Here is a 19,681-nt window from a genome sequence, read left to right as displayed (position 1 = left end):
ATGAAAAAGCATCAAGTCAAGCTTCCCCGTAGAAGAGAAATGGCGAGCCAGGACGTTGCCAGGCAGATAAAAGACAATCCAATTGGATTGTCTTTTTTGTACGCATAAACAGACTGTTCAAGGCGCAAAAGAGTTTTGTCCCGAAGTTGCCAGGCTCCACTGCACAAGGGAAGGAGGAAGGGAGAGAATTGCATGAAGAGAAAGCAGTACATGAAGGGGCAACATCTTCTTCGAGTTAGCCGGTGGTTATATCGTGAATAGACTTCTGTGAAACACATCATGTCCCCCTGTGAGACGAGCACGTTTTTCTTCGTAGAACTTCAAGAATCAGCTTCAATGAGAATGCAACATGCGATACTTCCCCGTAAGAGAAATGGCGAGCCAGGACGTTGCCAGGCTCCGCAGTACCTGGAGGGGGAGGATATGTAACAACCTTATGAGATGGAACCACTGTTTTAATGCCCATAAAGTAAGAAGGAATGAACTAGGACCAAGTTCATTCATACAACCAAAAAACCAGCAACCTCTACCAAATCTAGCACCTTCCCTAAATGAGTCTGTCAGAATACAGATTCACCCATTCAGCCAATAAACAGTTCCTATCAAATCATCTTCTCCAAAAACCATTTCCAAATAATAAAGAAACTAAACTATACTTCTTTGGTAATTAGAATGTAAATGACGTACTTGTTAAGTTAAAAAACTAGAGATAAGTAAAGGTATTTTCCGCTCAGCAATCGTTAGATAATGAGCAATATAGGGATAGTCTACCCCATCAAATGTGTGTATGAGATCTCCCCACCATTCTGCTTCATAACGGCAAATCATACTTAAGTTATAAAGCAGTAAAAAGTGAGTTGCTAATTCAGGCAATTTATATGAGTTTGTATGTTCTTTATCCTTGAGAAGGAAAATTTCACCTTTATAATTGAAAAGCCAAGGGTTTGATCTCCATATAGAGGGAGAAGAAGGAAGGGTAATTTCTAATTGCCCTTTTTGATCAGACACTTGAAATCTCTTTGAAGTAACCTCAACTGTATTGGCCTCCAAATATTGTTCAAATCGATTTGCAGTCATATGGTAAGAGTCAAGTATTTTTGCTGATATATAGACTCGGTTTGCAGTCATACGTCCTTGATAAGAAAGTTCTTCCTTGTTTATTCGTGTAAATAAAGAATGCATATCTGCAATATGACGTAATAGTGTCAGCATTTGATATTTTTCGCCTTCTTGATGTTTCACATGAAACATTTTGTCTAAAAAGTGCGAAAAAAGTCCGTTTTTTTGAATTTTTACCTCATCATCTAGAAAACGGTAAGAAGATTTTTTTCTTTTACGAGTCGTTACACCATGTGCTAAAACTTGTGAGCTTTCTGGATAGTTAGGATCTAATGTTAAGATACAAGCTTTTAATAATTGGACATATCCGTAAAATACCAAAATAGGTTTCAATTCAATTGGTACGATAGATGCATGTTTAAAATAGAGTTGACCATGTTGTAGATGATACATAAATGAAGAACAGGTATGATAGCTGGTTGTTTTTGGTTGAGCTATTTGATTTTCTTCATACCGTTCTGTTAAAAATTTTCTTGAAAATGTAGCTGAATAAAATGGGATGAACAAATCATTTTGCACAGGATCCACTCTAATCCTCCTTTCGTCTGTATATTCAAAAAAGTCGCACATTACATCGATTCTTGACAGTAGTTTGCCCAATTGATAAGCTACTAATAATATTTTCACGAACTTATAAAAGAATGGGGAGGCAGAATTTAATGTGGGAAACTAAATTTCAAAAAGAAGGTCTTACCTTTGATGACGTATTGCTTGTACCAGGGAAATCAGAAATCTTGCCACGTGATGTTTCTGTAAAAACGAAATTAAGCGATAATTTACAATTAAACATTCCTATTATTAGTGCAGGGATGGATACTGTTACAGAAGCACAAATGGCTATTGCCATTGCACGTGAAGGTGGCCTTGGGATTATTCATAAGAATATGTCAATTGAGCAGCAAGCTGAACAAGTTGATCTTGTTAAACGTTCTGAAAGTGGTGTTATTACTAATCCATTTTATTTAACAGCAGATCGTCAAGTATTTGATGCAGAACACTTAATGGGTAAGTATCGTATTTCAGGTGTACCGATTGTAGATGAAGACCAAAAGCTTGTTGGAATTATCACAAACCGCGACCTACGCTTTATTGAAGATTACTCTATTAAAATCGATGAAGTGATGACGAAAGAAAATCTTGTAACAGCCCCTGTGGGCACTACATTAAATGATGCTGAAAAAATCCTTCAACAATATAAAATTGAGAAGCTTCCTCTCGTTGATGATGAAGGCGTGTTAAAAGGGTTAATTACAATAAAAGACATTGAGAAAGTCATTGAGTTTCCTAATTCAGCTAAAGATTCACAAGGAAGGCTCGTAGTTGGGGCTGCAATTGGTGTTTCAGCAGATGCAGACGTAAGACTAGCTGCATTGGTTGAAGCCGGTATAGACGCCATTGTGATCGATACAGCCCATGGCCATTCTAAGGGAGTGTTAGATAAAGTTCGTGAGGTTCGCTCAACGTATCCTGATTTAACAATTATTGCCGGTAATGTTGCAACGGCCCATGCTACTCGTGATTTAATAGAAGCTGGTGTAAATGTAGTAAAGGTAGGAATTGGACCAGGTTCTATTTGTACGACACGTATTGTAGCTGGAATTGGGGTTCCTCAAGTTACAGCAGTTTATGATTGTGCAACTGAAGCTAAGAAGCATGGTGTTCCAATTATCGCGGATGGAGGAATTAAATACTCAGGCGATATCGTGAAAGCATTAGCAGCTGGTGGACATGCAGTTATGTTAGGAAGTTTACTTGCAGGTGTTTCTGAAAGTCCTGGAGACCGAGAGATTTATCAAGGACGTCAATTTAAAGTTTACCGTGGTATGGGTTCATTAGGTGCAATGGAAAAAGGTAGTAAGGATCGTTATTTCCAAGAAAATGCACAAAAATTAGTGCCTGAAGGAATTGAAGGCCGAATTCCATATAAAGGACCATTACATGATACGATTCACCAGTTAATCGGAGGGATTCGTGCAGGAATGGGGTATTGCGGTACACCAACTTTAGATGACTTAAGAGAAAATGGACAGTTTATTCGAATTACCGGAGCTGGATTACGTGAAAGCCACCCACATGATGTACAAATTACGAAAGAAGCACCAAATTATTCATTGTAATTGAACTGGATCACTAAATAAATTATGGAAAATAGATAGGGATTTCTCTATCTATTTTTTTTTTACTAGTTATGATAAAATAACCTCTATGTGAAAAGGTGTGGAGGGATTAGAGTGGACCATAAAATGTTTAAAAAGTGGTTTTTAACTATGCTTACTATCGTATTACTTGCAACTGTAATACAACCAGGTAAAATAAATGCTGCTTTTGATTTAGAAGCTGAATCTGCTATTTTAGTAGATGCAAAAACAGGGAAGATTTTATTTCAAAAAAATATAGATGCTATTCTTCCAACGGCAAGTATGACGAAAATGATGAGTGAATACCTCATTCTTGAAGCCATTAATGAAGGAAAGATATTTTGGGATCAAGAAGTTCCAATTAGTGACTTTGTGAGGACTCTGTCTTTACATACTGCATTGTCGAATGTTCCTTTGCGGCAAGATGCGACGTATACAGTTGAACAATTGTATCAGTCAGTTGCCATCTATTCAGCTAATGCTTCAACGATTGCTCTAGCTGAATTAATTGCTGGGTCAGAAACTCAATTCGTGAAGATGATGAATGACAAGGCTGCAGAGTTAGGGTTAGAGGATTATGAATTTGTTAATACAACTGGGTTAAATAATTCAGATCTTCAAGGCAATCATCCGGATGGTACAGGTGAAAATGCAGAGAATATGATGTCTGCACGTGCGACAGCAAAGCTTGCATTTCATTTGATTAACGACTATCCAGAAGTGCTTGAAACGGCTAGCATTCCAACAATGGATTTTATTGCAGGACCAGAAGAACGAATAGAAATGCGTAACTGGAATTGGATGTTATCAGGCATAGAACCACAACATGACTATGAAGGCATAGATGGTTTAAAGACGGGGTATACTTCAGCTGCAGGGAATGCTTTTACTGGAACAGCAGAACGTAATGGCATGCGGTTTATCTCAGTTGTAATGCGAACTAATACTCGCGACGATCGTTTTAATGAAACAAAGAAATTATTAGACCATGGCTTTAATAATTTCACACATGTGGAGCTAGTAGAGGCTGGGTTTATACCTGAGGGATTTGAACAAATTCCAGTCGTTGCAGGTAAGGAAAGAGAAGTTGGGATCTCGAGTATAGAGGCACTTTCAACGGTAGTTCGTAGTGGAGAAGATGAATTATATTCAACCGAACTTAGTCTTAATGAAAGCCAGTTAAATGAAGACGGTGAATTAGAAGCACCTTTTGAAGCGGGTACACAAGTTGGAACGCTTGCTCTTGTATATAATGGTGACGAGGATGAAGAGTTTTTATATGCATCACAACGTGCTGAAGTTCCGGTTGTTACGGATGTAGCTGTTGAAAAGGCAGGTTGGTTCGCAATGGCGATGCGTGCGGTCGGAGGTTTCTTTTCTGGAATCTGGAATGGTGTAGCTGAAATGGTTAAAGGTTGGTTTTCTTAAGTTAAGCATCAGTAAAAGGGAAATATTTGTGAATTTTGAAAAACTTTAGTTTTCTCTAAATTCTGTTTAGGTAAATTGAATGTCAAATATTCTATATTTACTTGTAAAGACATTTGCTTATAACTAAGCCTTTTCTAAACCAGTCCTAATTTTGTTTAGGCCCTTATTCATGCTAAAATAATAACTGAAAATTTATGCGAATGCCCCTTTTTTAAGGTATACTATTAAAGGATGAGCATTCAACTAAGAAGAACGGTATAGGAGGAAATACGAATGAGCCAAACAGGAACAGATAGAGTCAAAAGAGGTATGGCAGAAATGCAAAAAGGTGGCGTTATTATGGACGTCATTAATGCAGAACAAGCAAAAATTGCAGAGCAAGCAGGTGCAGTTGCAGTCATGGCACTTGAGCGTGTACCAGCGGATATTCGTGCAGCGGGCGGAGTGGCACGTATGGCTGACCCGACAATTGTTGAAGAGGTACTAAATGCAGTATCAATTCCAGTTATGGCAAAAGCTCGTATCGGTCACATTGTAGAAGCGCGTATTCTAGAAGCTATGGGCGTTGATTACATTGACGAAAGTGAAGTTCTAACACCTGCAGACGAAGTATTCCACTTGTACAAGCGTGATTTCACTGTCCCATTTGTTTGTGGAGCACGTGACTTAGGAGAAGCGTCACGTCGTATTGGTGAAGGTGCATCAATGATTCGTACGAAAGGTGAGCCTGGAACAGGAAACATTGTTGAAGCGGTTCGTCATATGCGTATGATTCAAGGACAAATTAACAAAGTAAAGCAAATGTCTACTGATGAGTTAATGACAGAAGCAAAGAACCTTGGTGCTTCATTTGATCTTTTGTTACAGATTAAAGAAACAGGTAAATTACCTGTCGTTAACTTTGCAGCAGGTGGTGTAGCAACTCCTGCAGATGCTGCATTAATGATGCAGTTAGGTGCAGATGGAGTATTTGTTGGTTCTGGTATTTTCAAATCAGACAACCCTGAGAAGTTTGCACGTGCAATTGTTGAAGCGACAACTCACTATCAAGATTATGCGTTAATTGCTGAGCTTTCAAAAGGACTTGGAACTGCAATGAAAGGTATCGAAATTTCGACTCTTAACCCAACTGAGCGCATGCAAGAGCGTGGCTGGTAAACTCTAGGCTGGGTAAGGGAAAGGAAGCGCAAGTAATGGTTAAAATTGGTGTATTGGCATTACAAGGAGCGGTTAGGGAGCATGTGAACTGCTTACAAGCTCCTCATACAGAAGTAGTTGTTGTCAAAAAAGTTGAGCAACTAGCTGAAATAGATGGCTTGGTTTTTCCTGGTGGGGAAAGTACAACGATGCGTCGTTTAATTGATTTGTATGGTTTCTTTGAACCACTAAAAGAATTTGCTGCTTCAGGAAAGCCGATGTTTGGTACGTGTGCAGGCATGATTTTAATGGCAAGCTCAATTGAGGGACAAGACTCTGGTCATTTATCGGTTATGAACATGAAAGTACAGCGCAATGCGTTTGGACGTCAGCGGGAAAGCTTTGAGACCGATCTGCATGTAACAGGTGTAGGTGAAGATATTCGTGCTGTGTTTATCCGTGCTCCTCTTATTTTAGAAGTAGGAGAAGATGTAGAAATACTTTCGAAGTATGGGGATGAAATTGTTGCTGCAAGACATGGAAACTTCCTTGCATGCTCGTTTCATCCAGAGCTAACAGATGATCATCGCTTTCATCAGTTCTTTGTTTCAATTGTAGAAGAATCAAAACAATAAAGTTGTAATGCGTCGATAAGGGTTAGTACATACAAAGCGCTGTACAGAGAGCCGGTGGGAGGTGTGAACCGGTCAGTGCTTGTATCGAATCCACCTTGGAGTAGAAGTATGAAATCTTCTCGGTATGCAGCCGTTATGTGCTAAAGTGGTTTAGATAGTAGGAGGAAGCACCTACTATCTTGCAACAAGGGTGGTAACGCGGGTGCTCTCGTCCCTTCTTCATAATAGAAGGGGTGAGGGCTTTTTTTTATCCTTTGTTATTTGGTAAAATGAATAAGATAAGACATGAGGAGGACAACCAATGTTAGATGTAAAACGTTTACGTAAAGACTTTGATGATATAAAAAAGAGACTTACGACAAGAGGTGAAGATATCTCTGGTCTAGACCGTTTTGAAGAATTAGATGAAGGTCGTCGAACGATTATTGTTGAAGTAGAAGAGCTTAAGAGTAGAAGAAATCAAGTGTCACAAGAAGTAGCACAATTAAAGCGTGAAAAGCAAGATGCAGATCATTTAATTAAAGAAACAAAAGAAGTATCGGAGAAGATTAAATCACTCGATGAACAGTTACGAAAAATCGAAGATGAATTAGAAGGGATTTTATTAACAATTCCTAATGTACCTCATGAGAGTGTTCCTGTTGGGGATACAGAAGATGATAATGTTGAGATACGTAAGTGGGGAGAGGTTCGTTCATTTGGATTTGATACGAAGCCGCACTGGGATCTAGCAACAGATCTAGGAATCGTTGATTTTGAACGGGCATCAAAAGTGACAGGAAGTCGTTTTGTGTTTTATAAAGGGTTAGGAGCGCGTCTAGAACGTGCATTGATTAACTTTATGATGGACTTACATCAAGACGAGCATGGCTACGTGGAAGTTTTGCCTCCTTATATGGTCAATCGTGCAAGCATGACGGGTACGGGGCAATTGCCTAAGTTTGAAGAGGATGCTTTTAAAATTCATGACCAAGATTACTTTCTCATCCCAACAGCAGAAGTACCTGTAACAAACTTACACCGTGATGAAATTTTAACAGCAGAACAGTTGCCAATTGCATATACGGCATATAGCGCAAACTTCCGCTCAGAGGCTGGTTCTGCAGGCCGTGATACACGTGGATTGATTCGTCAGCATCAATTTAATAAAGTGGAGTTAGTACGGTTTGTAAAGCCTGAGGATTCATATGATACACTTGAAACGTTAACAGGTCATGCAGAGAAAGTATTGCAACTTCTCAAATTACCTTACCGTGTATTAAGTATGTGTACTGCAGACTTAGGATTTACAGCGGCGAAAAAGTACGATATTGAAGTTTGGATTCCAAGTAATGATTCTTACCGTGAAATCTCTTCTTGTAGTAACTTTGAAGACTTTCAAGCGCGTCGTGCAAACATTAAGTATCGTCCTGAAGCAAAAGCGAAACCAGAATTCGTTCATACATTAAACGGATCAGGCCTTGCTGTCGGACGTACAGTTGCGGCGATCCTTGAAAATTACCAAGAAGATGATGGATCTGTCGTGATTCCTGAAGTTTTACGTCCATATATGCGCAATGTAGAAAAGATTACAACAAAGTAAAATGAAAAAGCCGACTGCACATTCATGCAGTCGGCTTTTTAAGTTGGAATAAAAAGGGTAAAGGGCAATCTTACAATGGCTTCATTCGCCGTACGCCTTTTGAGAAAGGCACTCAAAAGGCTCCCCCCTAACGGCGGTTCCGCTCATTGTTAGAATAGAAGAAAACAAGTCAAAGTGCGACCTGTTTTGATTTAAAAAAGAGCAAACAAGTTGCAATGGCTTCACTCGCCGTACGCCTTTTGAGAAAGGCACTCAAAAGGCTAAACCCCCAACGGCGGCTCCGCTCATTGCTTAGAATAGAAGAAAAAAGGTCAAAGTGCGACCTTTTTTCTTCTATTCTAGTACTTTGCTTTATGTCTGCCGGATTCAATTTCATCCATGTAGTGACATGCTGCTAAGTGGCCTTCTTTCATGTAATTTTCAGCCTTGAGCTCTGGTGTGTCAGTAGTACATAAATCCGTAGCAAATGGACAACGTGTATGGAAACGACAGCCTTCAGGAGGATTAATTGGTGAAGGTACATCCCCTTTTAAGATCACACGCTCTGTCTTTTTACTTGGATCTGGTACAGGAATAGCAGAAAGAAGTGCTCTAGTATAAGGATGTTGTGGATTATCAAATACTGACGTTTTATCGCCAATTTCAACAATACGTCCTAAATACATAACAATTACTCGATCTGATATGTGACGTACGACACCTAAATCATGTGAAATAAACAAGTACGTTAACTGAAAATCGCGCTGTAATCTCTTTAATAAGTTGATTACTTGTGCTTGTATCGATACATCTAAAGCTGATACAGCTTCATCACATATAATAAGCTTTGGATCAACAGATAAAGCGCGAGCAATCCCAATACGTTGACGTTGGCCACCACTAAATTCGTGAGGAAAACGGTCGGCTTGGTGAGCACCTAGTCCAACCGTTTCCATTAGTTCGCGGATCTTAGCGGAACGCTCAGCTTTTGGTACAACGTTTTGAATTTCTAAAGCTTCTTCAAGTATTTGACGAACGGTTTGACGCGGGTTAATAGAAGCATAAGGATCTTGGAAAATAATCTGTAAGTCTTTTCTTTTTTTACGCATTTGCGCTTTATTTAATGAAAGCAGGTCATCACCATCAAAGACAACTTCACCAGCAGTTGGATCATCTAAACGTAATATAGCACGACCGGTCGTAGACTTACCACAGCCAGATTCCCCTACAATACTGACGGTTTCTCCTTCATACACAGTAAACGTAACGCCATCAACGGCTTTCACGTAGTTAACGGTACGTCCAAGCATTCCACCTTTGATCGGAAAATACTGTTTCAGGTCCTTAACTTTCAGTAGTTCTTTTTTCATACACGTTCACCTCCGGATCGCCATCCCACTCATCAGAGTAGATCCAACATCGAATTTGGTTGCCTTTTTCATCTTCTTCTAGTTCAGGAAGGCGCTCAACACATATATCACTTGCATAAGGGCAACGTGGTGAGAAGCGACAACCGACTGGCATGTCAACAGGACTTGGGACAGCCCCTTTAATAACTGACAGTTCCTCGTCTTCTAAATCTATATCATGACGTGGCAATGAATTTAATAACCCTACTGTATATGGATGTCTTGGATTACGGAATAGTTCATCAACAGATGCGTATTCGACGACCTTTCCACAGTACATAACAGCAACGTAATCACAAGTCTCTGCAACGACTCCTAAGTCGTGTGTAATCATGATAATTGACATCCCTAAACGATTTTGTAAGTCTTTCATCAGTTCTAGAATTTGAGCTTGAATCGTAACGTCCAATGCTGTTGTTGGTTCATCAGCAATTAATAATTCTGGATTACAAGCGAGTGCCATTGCAATCATGACACGTTGACGCATTCCACCTGAAAGTTCATGTGGATACTGGTGTACACGTTTTTCAGGTGAAGGGATTCCTACAAGTTTTAACATCTCAACTGAACGTTCAATTGCTTGTTTTTTGTTAAGTTTCTCATGAATTTGATAGGCTTCCCCAATTTGTTGACCGACTGTGTAAACAGGGTTTAATGAAGTCATTGGTTCTTGGAAGATCATTGAAATTTCATTTCCACGAATTTTTCGCATTTCAGCGTCTGTCTTTTCAAGTAGATCAGCGCCCTTGAACATAACCTGGCCCCCAACAACTTTACCTGGGTTTTGAATCAGTCGAAGAATAGAAAGTGAGGTAATGCTTTTACCTGAACCTGACTCACCAACGACTCCTAGTGTCTTTCCTTTTGGAACTGAAAAGTTGACACCATCGACAGCCTTAACCTCAAAGCTTTCCGTAAAAAACGATGTGCGGAGGTCACGAACTTCAAGAATCGTTTCACTTTTGCTATCGACCTTTGTTGCCATAAGGTTTCACACCTTTCCAAATATTATTTATATCAAATGATTAATTTAAGTCAATTCGTTTATTTAAGACACGATAAGCGACATCTACAAGTAGATTTACTCCGACAAAGATTAATGCAAATACAAGTACAGTTCCTTGAACGATTGGGAAATCGCGCGCACGGATTGCTTCAATAATTAGACGCCCCATACCGTTAATAGCAAAAACAGATTCTGTTAAAACCGCACCACCCAAAAGGCCACCAAATTGCAAACCAACGACTGTAACAACTGGAATAAGAGCATTTTTTAATGCATGACGATAAATAACAACTTGTTCTTTTACACCTTTTGCTCGTGCAGTTCGAATATAATCTTGTCCAATGACTTCAAGCATACTTGAACGTGTCATACGTGCAATAATCGCAGCACCTGCCGTACCAAGAGTAATCACTGGTAAGACAATTTGTTGCCATGAACCCCAACCGGAGGCAGCAAACCAACTTGTGTGAATCGGACCTATATCAAAGCCGATTACAAACCATTGTATTAACATGAGACCAAGCCAGAAATTCGGCATTGATAAACCAAATAAAGCGACAATCATAATAGAAACATCTGTTAAAGTGTAGTGTTTCGTTGCTGAGATAACACCAGCAATTAAGCCAATAAATACACTTAAAATCGTACTATAAATAGCAAGTTCCATTGTAACCCAGAATCGTCCTGAAATTTCTGATGAAACGGAACGACCACTACGAATTGAGTTTCCAAGGTCACCTTGAACTACACCTGAAACATATTTTGTATATTGAACGGGCAGAGCTTCATTTAAACCTAGTCTTTCACGCATTTGTTCGATTTGAGCTGGAGAAGCACTCTCACCTGCCATGATTTGAGCTGGATCACCAGGAATGAGGTGCATCAAGCCAAATGTTAGAATAGTAACTCCTATTAAAACGGGTATCGTCTGAATAAGACGACGTACGATAAAAGTAAACAATGTTTAAGCACCTCTTTCTAGTTCTTCATTTTAGGATCTAACGCATCTCGTAAACCGTCACCAAAAATATTAAACGCTAATACAACAATGACGATCGCAATACCTGGGAACAACGTAACGTGCGGTGCATCCCACATATAGTTCCGACCACCACTTAACATCGCACCCCACTCAGGTGTAGGTGGTTGCGCTCCCATTCCTAAGAATGAAAGACCACTTGCAGTTAAAATAGAGGTTGCAATACTTAATGTAGCCTGGACGATAAGAGGGGAAGTAACGTTTGGTAAAATATGCTTAAAGATAATACGTGCATCGCTTGCTCCTAATGCTCTCATTGCATCGATGTATTCAAGCTTTCGAACGGCGAGTGTAGAACCACGAACAATCCGGGCGAACACAGGTATAGAGAAAATCCCAACGGCTATAATAACGTTATTTAAACTTCCTCCTAGAACACTTACGATTGCTAGTGCAAGTAAGATACCAGGGAAGGCTAGTAAGATATCCATCACACGCATAATAACTGTATCGATTTGTTTTCCGTAATAACCAGAAATAACGCCAAGAAATACACCAATGATAGCTCCAATTATTACTGAAAAGAATCCTACATATAATGTAATAGACATTCCATGAATAATTCGACTAAAAATGTCTCGCCCATGATGATCTGTTCCAAACCAATGCTCTGCCGATGGAGTCGCAAGCTTATTTACATGATTTTGAACATTTGGCTCATACGGAGTGAAAAAAGGCCCAATAAAAGCAACTAGAATAAAGAAAATAATGAGAAAGCCACCGACCATAGCTGCTTTATTTTTACGTAATTTCTTATAGAAGGTTTTCCATCTCTCGACAGTGGGATTTGGAGGATGGTTAGGTGCTGCAGCGTTGTTAACAGTTTGTTCGCTCATAAACATACATCCTTTCTTTTTGGAATTTGTTATTTCCATCTCGCCACAATCTTCTTTCTTTTTCGACAAGATAAAATACTATTTTACAAATTTTTATTATATCATACCCAGTGGTATTTACAATGGGGACTTTATTTTTTAAATATAATGATATTTCCAAATTCATACTTTAGAAATACATCTTTTGTAATATAATTCTTTGAAATAACTGAAAATTGTTTCGGTGCTAAAAAGTAATTCAGTTTTTCTAATAAAGTAATTTTCAGAAATATTTACTTGTTTTCTTTTTTTGGATAAGTTATAGTAATAATGGTTTTTACCGCACAAATAAAAAATAAATAGGGGGTATTTTTTGATGAAAGTGTCAAAAAATTCGTTTTTCTTTTTGGCTCTTGTACTAGCGTTTAGCTTATTTATGACAGCGTGTGCAAGTGAGCCAGATGCAACACCTGAACCGGCTGAAGGAGAAGATGTAGGTGAAGGTACAGAAGAAGCTACGGAAGCTGCTGCTGGTGGCGATTTAATAATTGCTACTTTGTCAGATGCAGTTGCTCTAGATCCGCATGGTTCTAATGATGTTCCTTCAGGTAATGTTAGTACTAATATTTATGAAACATTAGTGTACTATGATGAGAACATGGAGTTGCAAGAAGGTCTAGCTGAAAGTTGGGAACAAGTAGATGAACTAACTTTGAAGTTCACTTTAAAAGAGGGCATTAAATTCCATGATGATTCCGATTTTAATGCTGAAGTGGTAAAAGCTAATATTGAACGTATAACAGATCCAGATATTGCTTCACAGAGAGCTTTCCTCTTTAATGATATTGTTGAGATTGAAGTATTAGGTGATTATGAAATTCAGTTTAAAACAAGTGAACCAAAAGCTTCATTAATATATAACTTTGCACATAGTGGTGGTGGGATGATTAGTTCAGAAGCAATCACTGCTGACTATGAGGCGATGGAAAACGGTGAAAATCCTGGTTCGATTATTAATGAGAGCCCGGTGGGAACTGGATTCTTTATGTTCGATAGTTGGGACCCGGGTACACAAGTCAAATTAGTAAAAAACCCTGATTATTGGGGAGACGAAAATGCTAAGCTTGATTCTGTAACATTCAAAGTGGTTCCTGAAGATTTAACGCGTGTTGCAGAGCTAGAGACAGGTGCTGTTCATATTACTGAACCACTTAGCCCTAGTGATTATTCGCGTGTTGAAGGAACTGATGGTATGCATGTGGTTGAGTCTGATAGTTTAAGTCTAAGTTATATTGGATTTAATACAGAAAAAGAGCCGTTTAATGACCCGAAAGTACGTCAAGCTATCTCTATGGCGATTGATAAAGAAGCTGTAGTTGAAGGTGTATTTAATGGAGTTGGTGTACCTGCTAAAGGTCCATTAGCTCCAGAAGTAGTTGGCTATGACGCAGATGTTCCTTCATTAGAATATGATGTTGAAAAAGCAAAAGAATTACTAGCTGAAGCTGGTTATGCAGACGGGTTCTCTACTACTATTTCTACTAATGATAGTCGTGAGCGTATGGATCTTGCTGAATATACACAAGCAGTTTTAGCTGAAATTGGTATTGATGTTTCTATTGATGTTGTTGAGTGGGGCGCATACTTAGATAAAACTGCAAATGGTCAACATGATATGTTTATCTTAGGGTGGAGCTCTGCTACAGGTGATGCTGATTATGCTTTAGCACCTTTATTCCATTCTGATAATGTCGGTGCGCCTGGTAACCGTACTTTTTATAAGAATGACGAGGTTGATGCTCTATTAGAATCTGCTGAAAAAGAAGTAGATCAAGATCGACGTTTAGAGCTATACAAAGAAGTACAAGAGTTATTAGTCGAAGAAGCGCCAATGATTTACATTCATCATAAGATAGAACTAAATGGTGTTCGTGATGAAGTCCAAGGGTTCTGGCGTCACCAAAATGGTTATTTCCAATTAAGAGATGTAACCGTAAGTGAATAAATAAATAGGGAGAGGTCTTCTTTAGACCCTCTCCTTTTTAGTTCGATAATAAATCCAGTTTCAGGTACTTGTTCCTTTCTTAACATCCTGACATGTGTGACGAATCTGCTTGTAATTTATACTTATTACTAAAATGGTTAAATTTTTTTAAAAATTAATACTTGCCAATGTGTTTTGTCTTGTATATAATAAATCTTGTCAGCAAATACGGAGGAATACCCAAGTCTGGCTGAAGGGATCGGTCTTGAAAACCGACAGGCGGGTCAAACCGCGCGGGGGTTCGAATCCCTCTTCCTCCTCCATACATAAAATGTTACACTACCTTATGAGGTAGTGTTTTTTGTATATTAGGAGCATGTAATATAAAATAATTGGGTTCATGTGAAATATAATAGCTTATTCATGGGTGGTAATGACTAAGTGCGTTGTGCGCCTTTTAGGAGAAAAGCACTCCTAAGGCTTAAAATCATAGCAACGGCTTCGCTCATTGCATCTAAGAAAAGACTGCTTTACGGTTTTTCTTAACTGATTAACAGGAGTGCGATGTCATTTGAATCATGATGAGAAATGGATGGAGCTTGCATTGCTTGAAGCTAGTAAAGCGGAAGCGATAGGTGAAGTTCCTATAGGTGCGATAATTGTAAAAGACGGGGACGTGATTGCTGCCGCTCATAACCGTAGAGAAATTGATCAGCAAGCGTTAGCTCATGCTGAATTGAAGGTAATACAAGAAGCTTGTACGAAACTTAATAATTGGCGCTTATCAGGCTGTACGTTATATGTTACATTAGAACCATGTCCGATGTGCGCTGGTGCGATTGTGCAATCTAGAATTGATAAAGTTGTCTACGGGGCAACTGATCCAAAAGCTGGGTGTGCAGGTACATTAATGAACCTTTTGGAAGAATCGCGTTTTAATCATCAGGCAGAAGTCGTTAGTGGTTGTCTTGAAGAAACGTGCGGTTCGATTTTAACGACCTTTTTTCGTGAACTTCGAAAAAAGAAAAAGCTTAAACGATTAAATTAACCTAGTTTCCAGTTTGTTACTGTTGCATTTTAATCTCAAACGATCTATACTAGGTTATGCGTCGGTAATGACGCACATGACTTTGTTAATCATTTTGCCGTGCTAGGTGGGGAGGTAGCGGTGCCCTGTACTCGCAATCCGCTGTAGCGAGGCTGAATCCCCTCTTTAGGTTTTGTCACCGCGGGGTCTGACCTAAGTAAGTGGTGTTGACGCTTGGGTTCTGCGCAACGGAAACCCATGAACCCTGTCAGGTCCGGAAGGAAGCAGCAGTAAGTGGACCCTTCCGTGTGCCGTGGAGTCGCCTGGGCCGAGCTAACTGCTTAGGTAACGCCCGTGGTGGCATTATCAACAGAGGGTGCACGGTATTAAATTTTTATAAAAAAAGCAATTACGTCCGCGTAGTTGCTTTTTTGTTGTAGTTATTTACTTTTAAAATGAAGGTTCAATCGCTATAATGAAGTAGAGTGAAAAAATAGAGGGGGAAGTGGGTTTGGGTTATCAAGCGCTGTACCGTGTTTGGAGGCCGCAGCAATTACGAGATGTTGTAGGACAAGAGCACATAACGAAAACTTTACAAAATGCATTACTCCAACAAAAATTATCCCACGCCTATTTATTCTCTGGTCCGCGCGGTACGGGTAAAACGAGTGCGGCTAAAATTATTGCTAAGGCAATTAACTGTGAACAGGCACCAGTAGCCGAACCATGTAATGAGTGTTCTGCTTGTCGTGGGATTACCTCGGGAGCCATTGTTGATGTCATTGAAATAGATGCTGCCTCAAATAATGGGGTAGATGAAATTCGGGACATTCGTGATAAAGTGAAATTTGCACCGAGTGAAGTGCGCTATAAAGTGTATATTATTGATGAAGTACATATGTTATCCACAGGTGCGTTTAATGCTTTATTAAAGACGTTAGAAGAACCACCGAGTCATGTGTTGTTTATTCTTGCGACAACAGAACCTCATAAAATCCCGCTTACGATTATTTCCCGATGTCAGCGTTTTGATTTTAAACGTATTACGAATCAAGCGATCGTCTCCCGTATGAAGTATATTTTGACTCATGATGATGTAATGGCTGAAGACGATGCGTTATTTATGATTGCTAGAGCTGCTGAAGGTGGTATGCGTGATGCGTTAAGTTTGTTAGATCAAGCGATTTCGTTTGCGGAAGAATCATTAACATTAGAGGATGTGCTGGCTGTAACGGGTGCGGTTTCCCAGAGGGCATTAACCGATGTCGTCTCTTCTATTCAAAGTGGCGATACTGTGCGTGCGTTAGAGCAGCTTGAGCGATTGCTGCAAGATGGCAAGGACCCTCTCCGGTTCGTAGAAGATTTAATTTATTATTTTAGAGATGTGCTTCTTTATAAAAACGCTCCACAAGCAGAAGAATTATTAGAGAGAGCGAAAGTAGATGATTCCTTTAAAGAGTTAACGACCAATGTGGATTCGTTTTGGTTGTACGGGGCGATTGAATCGTTGAATGCAAGTCAACAAGAAATGAAGTGGTCAGCCCACCCGAAAATATTTCTTGAGTTAGCTTTGCTTAAATTGATGAACCAACAACGTAAACATGATTTGCCACAAGTTGCATCAAGTGAAGTAGAACAACTGAAAAGTAGCATCCAATCTCTAGAAAAGAAGTTAGCAGATATTCAATCTGGAAATGTTGCGATAACGTCAAAAGGGGAACCTCAAGCCCCGCTGCAACGTAGACCTAAAAGGGCACCTGTACAAGGAAGGGCATCGACAGGTAAGGTGAAGGAGACATTAAAAGAAGCAGATAAGAAGAACTTACAAGTAGTAACTTCTAGGTGGGGAGATGTGATGGAGCGGATAAAAAGTCAGAGTGTGCCTGCTCATGCTTGGTTAAGTGACTGTAAACCTGTTGCCTCTTCGCATACGACGGTTGTTCTAGCATTTCAAAATGAAATGCATCGTGATATGATGGATACAAAGTTTCGTGATGTGCTAGAAGGCATTCTTCGTGAAAACTTATCTGATCAATCGACCTTTGTAACTCTTCTTCAATCTCAATGGGAAAATGTGAAAGAGGAATTTGTCAGCGAGCAGCGAGGTTCTGTTAAAGAGGAAGGAAATGATTCCTTAATAGAAGAAGCTGTGAAATTGGTTGGTGAAGATTTAATAGAAATTACTGATGGACAATAATAAAGGAGGATTTATAAGATGAAAAACATGGGTAATATGATGAAACAAATGCAAAAAATGCAAAAGCAAATGGCAAAAGCGCAAGAGGAATTAAAAGAAAAAACAGTCGAAGCAACAGCTGGTGGCGGAATGGTTACAGTTGTGGCAAGTGGTGATAAGCGTATTTTAGATGTGAAAATTTCTGAAGATGTAGTTGATCCTGATGATGTAGAAATGCTACAAGATCTTATTTTAGCAGCGACAAATGAGGCGTTGAAACAAGTGGATGAACTTGTCGAACAAGACATGGGTAAATTCACAAAAGGAATGAATATTCCTGGAATGTTCTAGGAGGAGATCGTGTGCATTATCCTGAACCGATAGCTAAGTTAATCGAAGGATTTATGAAATTGCCAGGTATCGGACCGAAGACGGCTAGTCGCCTGGCTTTTTTTGTTTTAGATATGAAGGAAGATGATGTACTTGATTTTGCGAAAGCGTTAGTCAATGCTAAGCGAAATCTAACATATTGTTCAATTTGCCATAACATCACCGATTCTGATCCGTGTCGTATATGTGAGGATCAACATCGGGATAAATCGACTGTTTGTGTCATTCAAGAAGCAAAAGACGTGATTGCTATGGAGAAAATGAAAGAGTACCGTGGAGATTATCATGTGTTACATGGTGCAATTTCGCCGATGGATGGGATAGGACCAGAGGACATTAAAATCCCTGAGCTCCTAAAACGACTCCAGGATGATACGATTCAAGAAGTTATCATTGCAACAAACCCTACGATTGAAGGCGAAGCGACAGCTATGTATATATCAAGGCTCGTAAAACCAACAGGAATTAAAGTAACTCGCATCGCACACGGACTCCCTGTTGGTGGGGATTTAGAGTACGCTGATGAAGTGACACTTTCTAGGGCGATTGAAGGTCGAAGAGAGTTGTAGAGTTTGTGTGAACTCAGATCTCACTTGAGGGTTGTTGTTTTTTAAGTGAGTTTCTTATAACGTGCGAGCAACAAGACGAGCTAATTCGAATGATGAAAAAGTAGAGAGAAATGACAAAAGGGATAGTTTCCCCTTTTGAACAAATGATTATGTAGTCTCTTGAAGTTGATTACACTATAAGGTGGAGTGTGTGTTGTTTGGAAAAAAACAAAAACTTCGCAAGATCGAGAATGCTAGGTTATTTCAGCATTTAGAGGAACAAAAGCGGAAACTTGATAGTGAAAAACAACTTATCGAAAGAAGTATAGATCCATCGGAAGAAGTGCTTTATCGAATCAAAGTAACAGAAGTTATTTATTCATTTTTATTGCGAGAAGCAAGAGAACGTCGGGCGAGTATGAACGAACTGCATTAAGCGGTTTGTTCTTTTTTTGTTTTTTTAAGCATATATTAAGAAAAAGACAAGCTTCTTGAGGTGATGAATGATGGATCCTGTTATTTTAATTTCAATTTTGGTTGGTTTGGTTGTTGTTCTATTAGTTGTAGGTGCTCCTTTGAAGCCGGTTCGTTTTTTAGGGAATGTAGCAGTTAAACTTGTGATTGGTGCACTAATGCTCTTTTTTGTTAATGCGTTTGGGTCTTTTATTGATTTTCATATTCCTATTAATGGTGTGACGGCGGCGGTTTCAGGTATTTTAGGAGTGCCTGGTGTCGTACTGTTAATTGTTGTAAAGCAGTTTATTATTTAGAAGTCTCTTCAAAAAATAGGTGTCTTTCGAGGTTGTTAAAAAAGTTCATCGAGGGAGCGGTAATGGCTCAGCACGTTGCGCGCCTGCAGAATGAGAAACCCACTCATAGCGGGCTACGCTCAGTGCCTTTGTGTCTTTCTCCTTGCTGAAGAAACTCAGTCCGCGATGAATTGAGTCGCTGTACGTATTTAAGTCGGTTATGATTAGTCTATCTATTATTTATAGAGAGGATTTGAACAGGGAGAGTGGTTCAGATCCTTATTTTTTTGCATTTTTTATATCTTTTTTCAAATAATAGTTGTAATTGTTATTTCAGCATGGTATATTATTCCTTGTCGCTAAGACGACGTGAAAGAAACAAAAAAACATATTGACAAACCAATAATGGTTTAGTATGATATGAAAGTTGCTAATTAGCAACAAAGTAGTTCTTTGAAAACTGAACAAAAGCCAAGCGAAATAGAGAAACATGTTTTCTCGTCAATAAATCCTATCATTG

General features: G+C 39.2%; 17 protein-coding genes, 1 tRNA gene, 1 other RNA gene and 1 other annotated feature. Of the genes, 14 read left to right on the top strand and 5 right to left on the bottom strand.

Annotated elements, in window-relative coordinates; all coding sequences use genetic code 11:
• Window positions 1–690 precede the first annotated feature (690 nt).
• Window positions 691–1,647, bottom strand: coding sequence for a YaaC family protein (locus tag SLH51_RS23215; RefSeq protein WP_335963943.1), 957 nt, complete (start codon window positions 1,645–1,647; stop codon window positions 691–693).
• A gap of 131 nt (window positions 1,648–1,778) precedes the next feature.
• Between SLH51_RS23215 and guaB the strand changes: the two genes are divergently transcribed.
• The 5 genes from guaB (at window position 1,779) to serS (ending at window position 8,039) form a co-directional block, all read left to right on the top strand.
• Window positions 1,779–3,236, top strand: coding sequence for an IMP dehydrogenase (gene guaB, locus SLH51_RS23210; protein ID WP_335963941.1), 1,458 nt, complete (start codon window positions 1,779–1,781; stop codon window positions 3,234–3,236).
• 150 nt (window positions 3,237–3,386) lie between these two features.
• On the top strand, window positions 3,387–4,685 hold the full coding sequence (locus SLH51_RS23205) for a D-alanyl-D-alanine carboxypeptidase family protein (protein ID WP_390183805.1): 1,299 nt from the start codon (window positions 3,387–3,389) through the stop codon (window positions 4,683–4,685).
• 273 nt (window positions 4,686–4,958) lie between these two features.
• Window positions 4,959–5,843 carry a pyridoxal 5'-phosphate synthase lyase subunit PdxS gene (gene pdxS, locus SLH51_RS23200; RefSeq protein WP_335963939.1) on the top strand — a complete coding sequence of 295 codons (885 nt, stop codon included), beginning with the start codon at window positions 4,959–4,961 and terminating at the stop codon, window positions 5,841–5,843.
• 35 nt (window positions 5,844–5,878) lie between these two features.
• Window positions 5,879–6,457 carry a pyridoxal 5'-phosphate synthase glutaminase subunit PdxT gene (gene pdxT / locus SLH51_RS23195; protein ID WP_335963937.1) on the top strand — a complete coding sequence of 193 codons (579 nt, stop codon included), beginning with the start codon at window positions 5,879–5,881 and terminating at the stop codon, window positions 6,455–6,457.
• Window positions 6,458–6,460: 3 nt separating this feature from the next.
• Window positions 6,461–6,676, top strand: a binding site (T-box leader).
• Between the two features lie 82 nt (window positions 6,677–6,758).
• Window positions 6,759–8,039 (top strand): serine--tRNA ligase, encoded by a 1,281-nt coding sequence (gene serS / locus SLH51_RS23190; protein WP_335963936.1) that lies wholly within the window; start codon window positions 6,759–6,761, stop codon window positions 8,037–8,039.
• 338 nt (window positions 8,040–8,377) lie between these two features.
• On the opposite strand, the gene SLH51_RS23185 is transcribed toward serS, so the two are convergent.
• The 4 genes from SLH51_RS23185 to SLH51_RS23170 are packed head-to-tail and all read right to left on the bottom strand — an operon-like array spanning window position 8,378 to window position 12,308.
• On the bottom strand, window positions 8,378–9,388 hold the full coding sequence (locus tag SLH51_RS23185; RefSeq protein ID WP_335963935.1) for an ABC transporter ATP-binding protein: 1,011 nt from the start codon (window positions 9,386–9,388) through the stop codon (window positions 8,378–8,380).
• Window positions 9,363–10,412 (bottom strand): ABC transporter ATP-binding protein, encoded by a 1,050-nt coding sequence (locus SLH51_RS23180; protein ID WP_335963933.1) that lies wholly within the window; start codon window positions 10,410–10,412, stop codon window positions 9,363–9,365. Before SLH51_RS23180 ends, SLH51_RS23185 begins: the two co-directional genes overlap by 26 nt.
• A gap of 40 nt (window positions 10,413–10,452) precedes the next feature.
• Window positions 10,453–11,394 (bottom strand): ABC transporter permease, encoded by a 942-nt coding sequence (locus SLH51_RS23175; RefSeq protein ID WP_335963932.1) that lies wholly within the window; start codon window positions 11,392–11,394, stop codon window positions 10,453–10,455.
• A 17-nt stretch (window positions 11,395–11,411) separates the two neighbouring features.
• Window positions 11,412–12,308, bottom strand: a complete 897-nt coding sequence (locus tag SLH51_RS23170) for an ABC transporter permease (protein ID WP_335963931.1) — start codon at window positions 12,306–12,308, stop codon at window positions 11,412–11,414.
• Window positions 12,309–12,663: 355 nt separating this feature from the next.
• Between SLH51_RS23170 and SLH51_RS23165 the strand changes: the two genes are divergently transcribed.
• The 9 genes from SLH51_RS23165 (at window position 12,664) to SLH51_RS23125 (ending at window position 19,182) form a co-directional block, all read left to right on the top strand.
• A complete protein-coding gene (locus SLH51_RS23165) occupies window positions 12,664–14,292 on the top strand; it encodes a glutathione ABC transporter substrate-binding protein (RefSeq protein ID WP_335963930.1) in 1,629 nt (542 codons plus the stop codon).
• A 209-nt stretch (window positions 14,293–14,501) separates the two neighbouring features.
• Window positions 14,502–14,594, top strand: a tRNA-Ser gene (locus SLH51_RS23160).
• 248 nt (window positions 14,595–14,842) lie between these two features.
• Window positions 14,843–15,319: a tRNA adenosine(34) deaminase TadA gene (gene tadA / locus SLH51_RS23155; RefSeq protein ID WP_335963929.1), complete on the top strand. Its 477-nt coding sequence runs from the start codon at window positions 14,843–14,845 to the stop codon at window positions 15,317–15,319.
• A gap of 97 nt (window positions 15,320–15,416) precedes the next feature.
• An RNA gene (gene ffs, locus SLH51_RS23150) (signal recognition particle sRNA large type) lies at window positions 15,417–15,682 on the top strand.
• Between the two features lie 127 nt (window positions 15,683–15,809).
• The gene (gene dnaX, locus SLH51_RS23145; protein WP_335963928.1) at window positions 15,810–17,495 is read left to right on the top strand and encodes a DNA polymerase III subunit gamma/tau; all 1,686 of its coding nucleotides are present in this window, start codon (window positions 15,810–15,812) and stop codon (window positions 17,493–17,495) included.
• An 18-nt stretch (window positions 17,496–17,513) separates the two neighbouring features.
• Window positions 17,514–17,825 (top strand): YbaB/EbfC family nucleoid-associated protein, encoded by a 312-nt coding sequence (locus SLH51_RS23140; RefSeq protein ID WP_315617214.1) that lies wholly within the window; start codon window positions 17,514–17,516, stop codon window positions 17,823–17,825.
• A gap of 11 nt (window positions 17,826–17,836) precedes the next feature.
• The gene (gene recR / locus SLH51_RS23135) at window positions 17,837–18,433 is read left to right on the top strand and encodes a recombination mediator RecR (protein ID WP_335963927.1); all 597 of its coding nucleotides are present in this window, start codon (window positions 17,837–17,839) and stop codon (window positions 18,431–18,433) included.
• Window positions 18,434–18,623: 190 nt separating this feature from the next.
• Entirely contained in the window at window positions 18,624–18,848 is a 225-nt protein-coding gene (locus tag SLH51_RS23130) for a YaaL family protein (protein WP_335963925.1), read from the top strand.
• A 67-nt stretch (window positions 18,849–18,915) separates the two neighbouring features.
• Window positions 18,916–19,182, top strand: a complete 267-nt coding sequence (locus SLH51_RS23125; RefSeq protein ID WP_390183804.1) for a pro-sigmaK processing inhibitor BofA family protein — start codon at window positions 18,916–18,918, stop codon at window positions 19,180–19,182.
• Window positions 19,183–19,681: the final 499 nt, after the last annotated feature.

Source organism: Halalkalibacter kiskunsagensis (genome assembly GCF_037027555.1).
Taxonomy (GTDB): Bacteria; Bacillota; Bacilli; order Bacillales; family Bacillaceae_D; genus Halalkalibacter; species Halalkalibacter kiskunsagensis.
Note: the sequence above shows the minus strand (reverse complement) of the source record. Positions and strands in the feature narration are given on the sequence as shown.

Excerpts from the sequence above, each read along its gene's own strand:
- SLH51_RS23170 (WP_335963931.1), bottom strand. The coding sequence starts at position 12,308 with ATGAGCGAACAAACTGTTAACAACGCTGCAGCACCTAACCATCCTCCA.
- SLH51_RS23140 (WP_315617214.1), top strand. The coding sequence starts at position 17,514 with ATGAAAAACATGGGTAATATGATGAAACAAATGCAAAAAATGCAAAAG.
- pdxS (WP_335963939.1), top strand. The coding sequence starts at position 4,959 with ATGAGCCAAACAGGAACAGATAGAGTCAAAAGAGGTATGGCAGAAATG.
- SLH51_RS23180 (WP_335963933.1), bottom strand. The coding sequence starts at position 10,412 with ATGGCAACAAAGGTCGATAGCAAAAGTGAAACGATTCTTGAAGTTCGT.
- pdxT (WP_335963937.1), top strand. The coding sequence starts at position 5,879 with ATGGTTAAAATTGGTGTATTGGCATTACAAGGAGCGGTTAGGGAGCAT.
- SLH51_RS23185 (WP_335963935.1), bottom strand. The coding sequence starts at position 9,388 with ATGAAAAAAGAACTACTGAAAGTTAAGGACCTGAAACAGTATTTTCCG.
- SLH51_RS23205 (WP_390183805.1), top strand. The coding sequence starts at position 3,387 with ATGCTTACTATCGTATTACTTGCAACTGTAATACAACCAGGTAAAATA.
- serS (WP_335963936.1), top strand. The coding sequence starts at position 6,759 with ATGTTAGATGTAAAACGTTTACGTAAAGACTTTGATGATATAAAAAAG.
- guaB (WP_335963941.1), top strand. The coding sequence starts at position 1,779 with ATGTGGGAAACTAAATTTCAAAAAGAAGGTCTTACCTTTGATGACGTA.
- SLH51_RS23165 (WP_335963930.1), top strand. The coding sequence starts at position 12,664 with ATGAAAGTGTCAAAAAATTCGTTTTTCTTTTTGGCTCTTGTACTAGCG.
- SLH51_RS23125 (WP_390183804.1), top strand. The coding sequence starts at position 18,916 with ATGATGGATCCTGTTATTTTAATTTCAATTTTGGTTGGTTTGGTTGTT.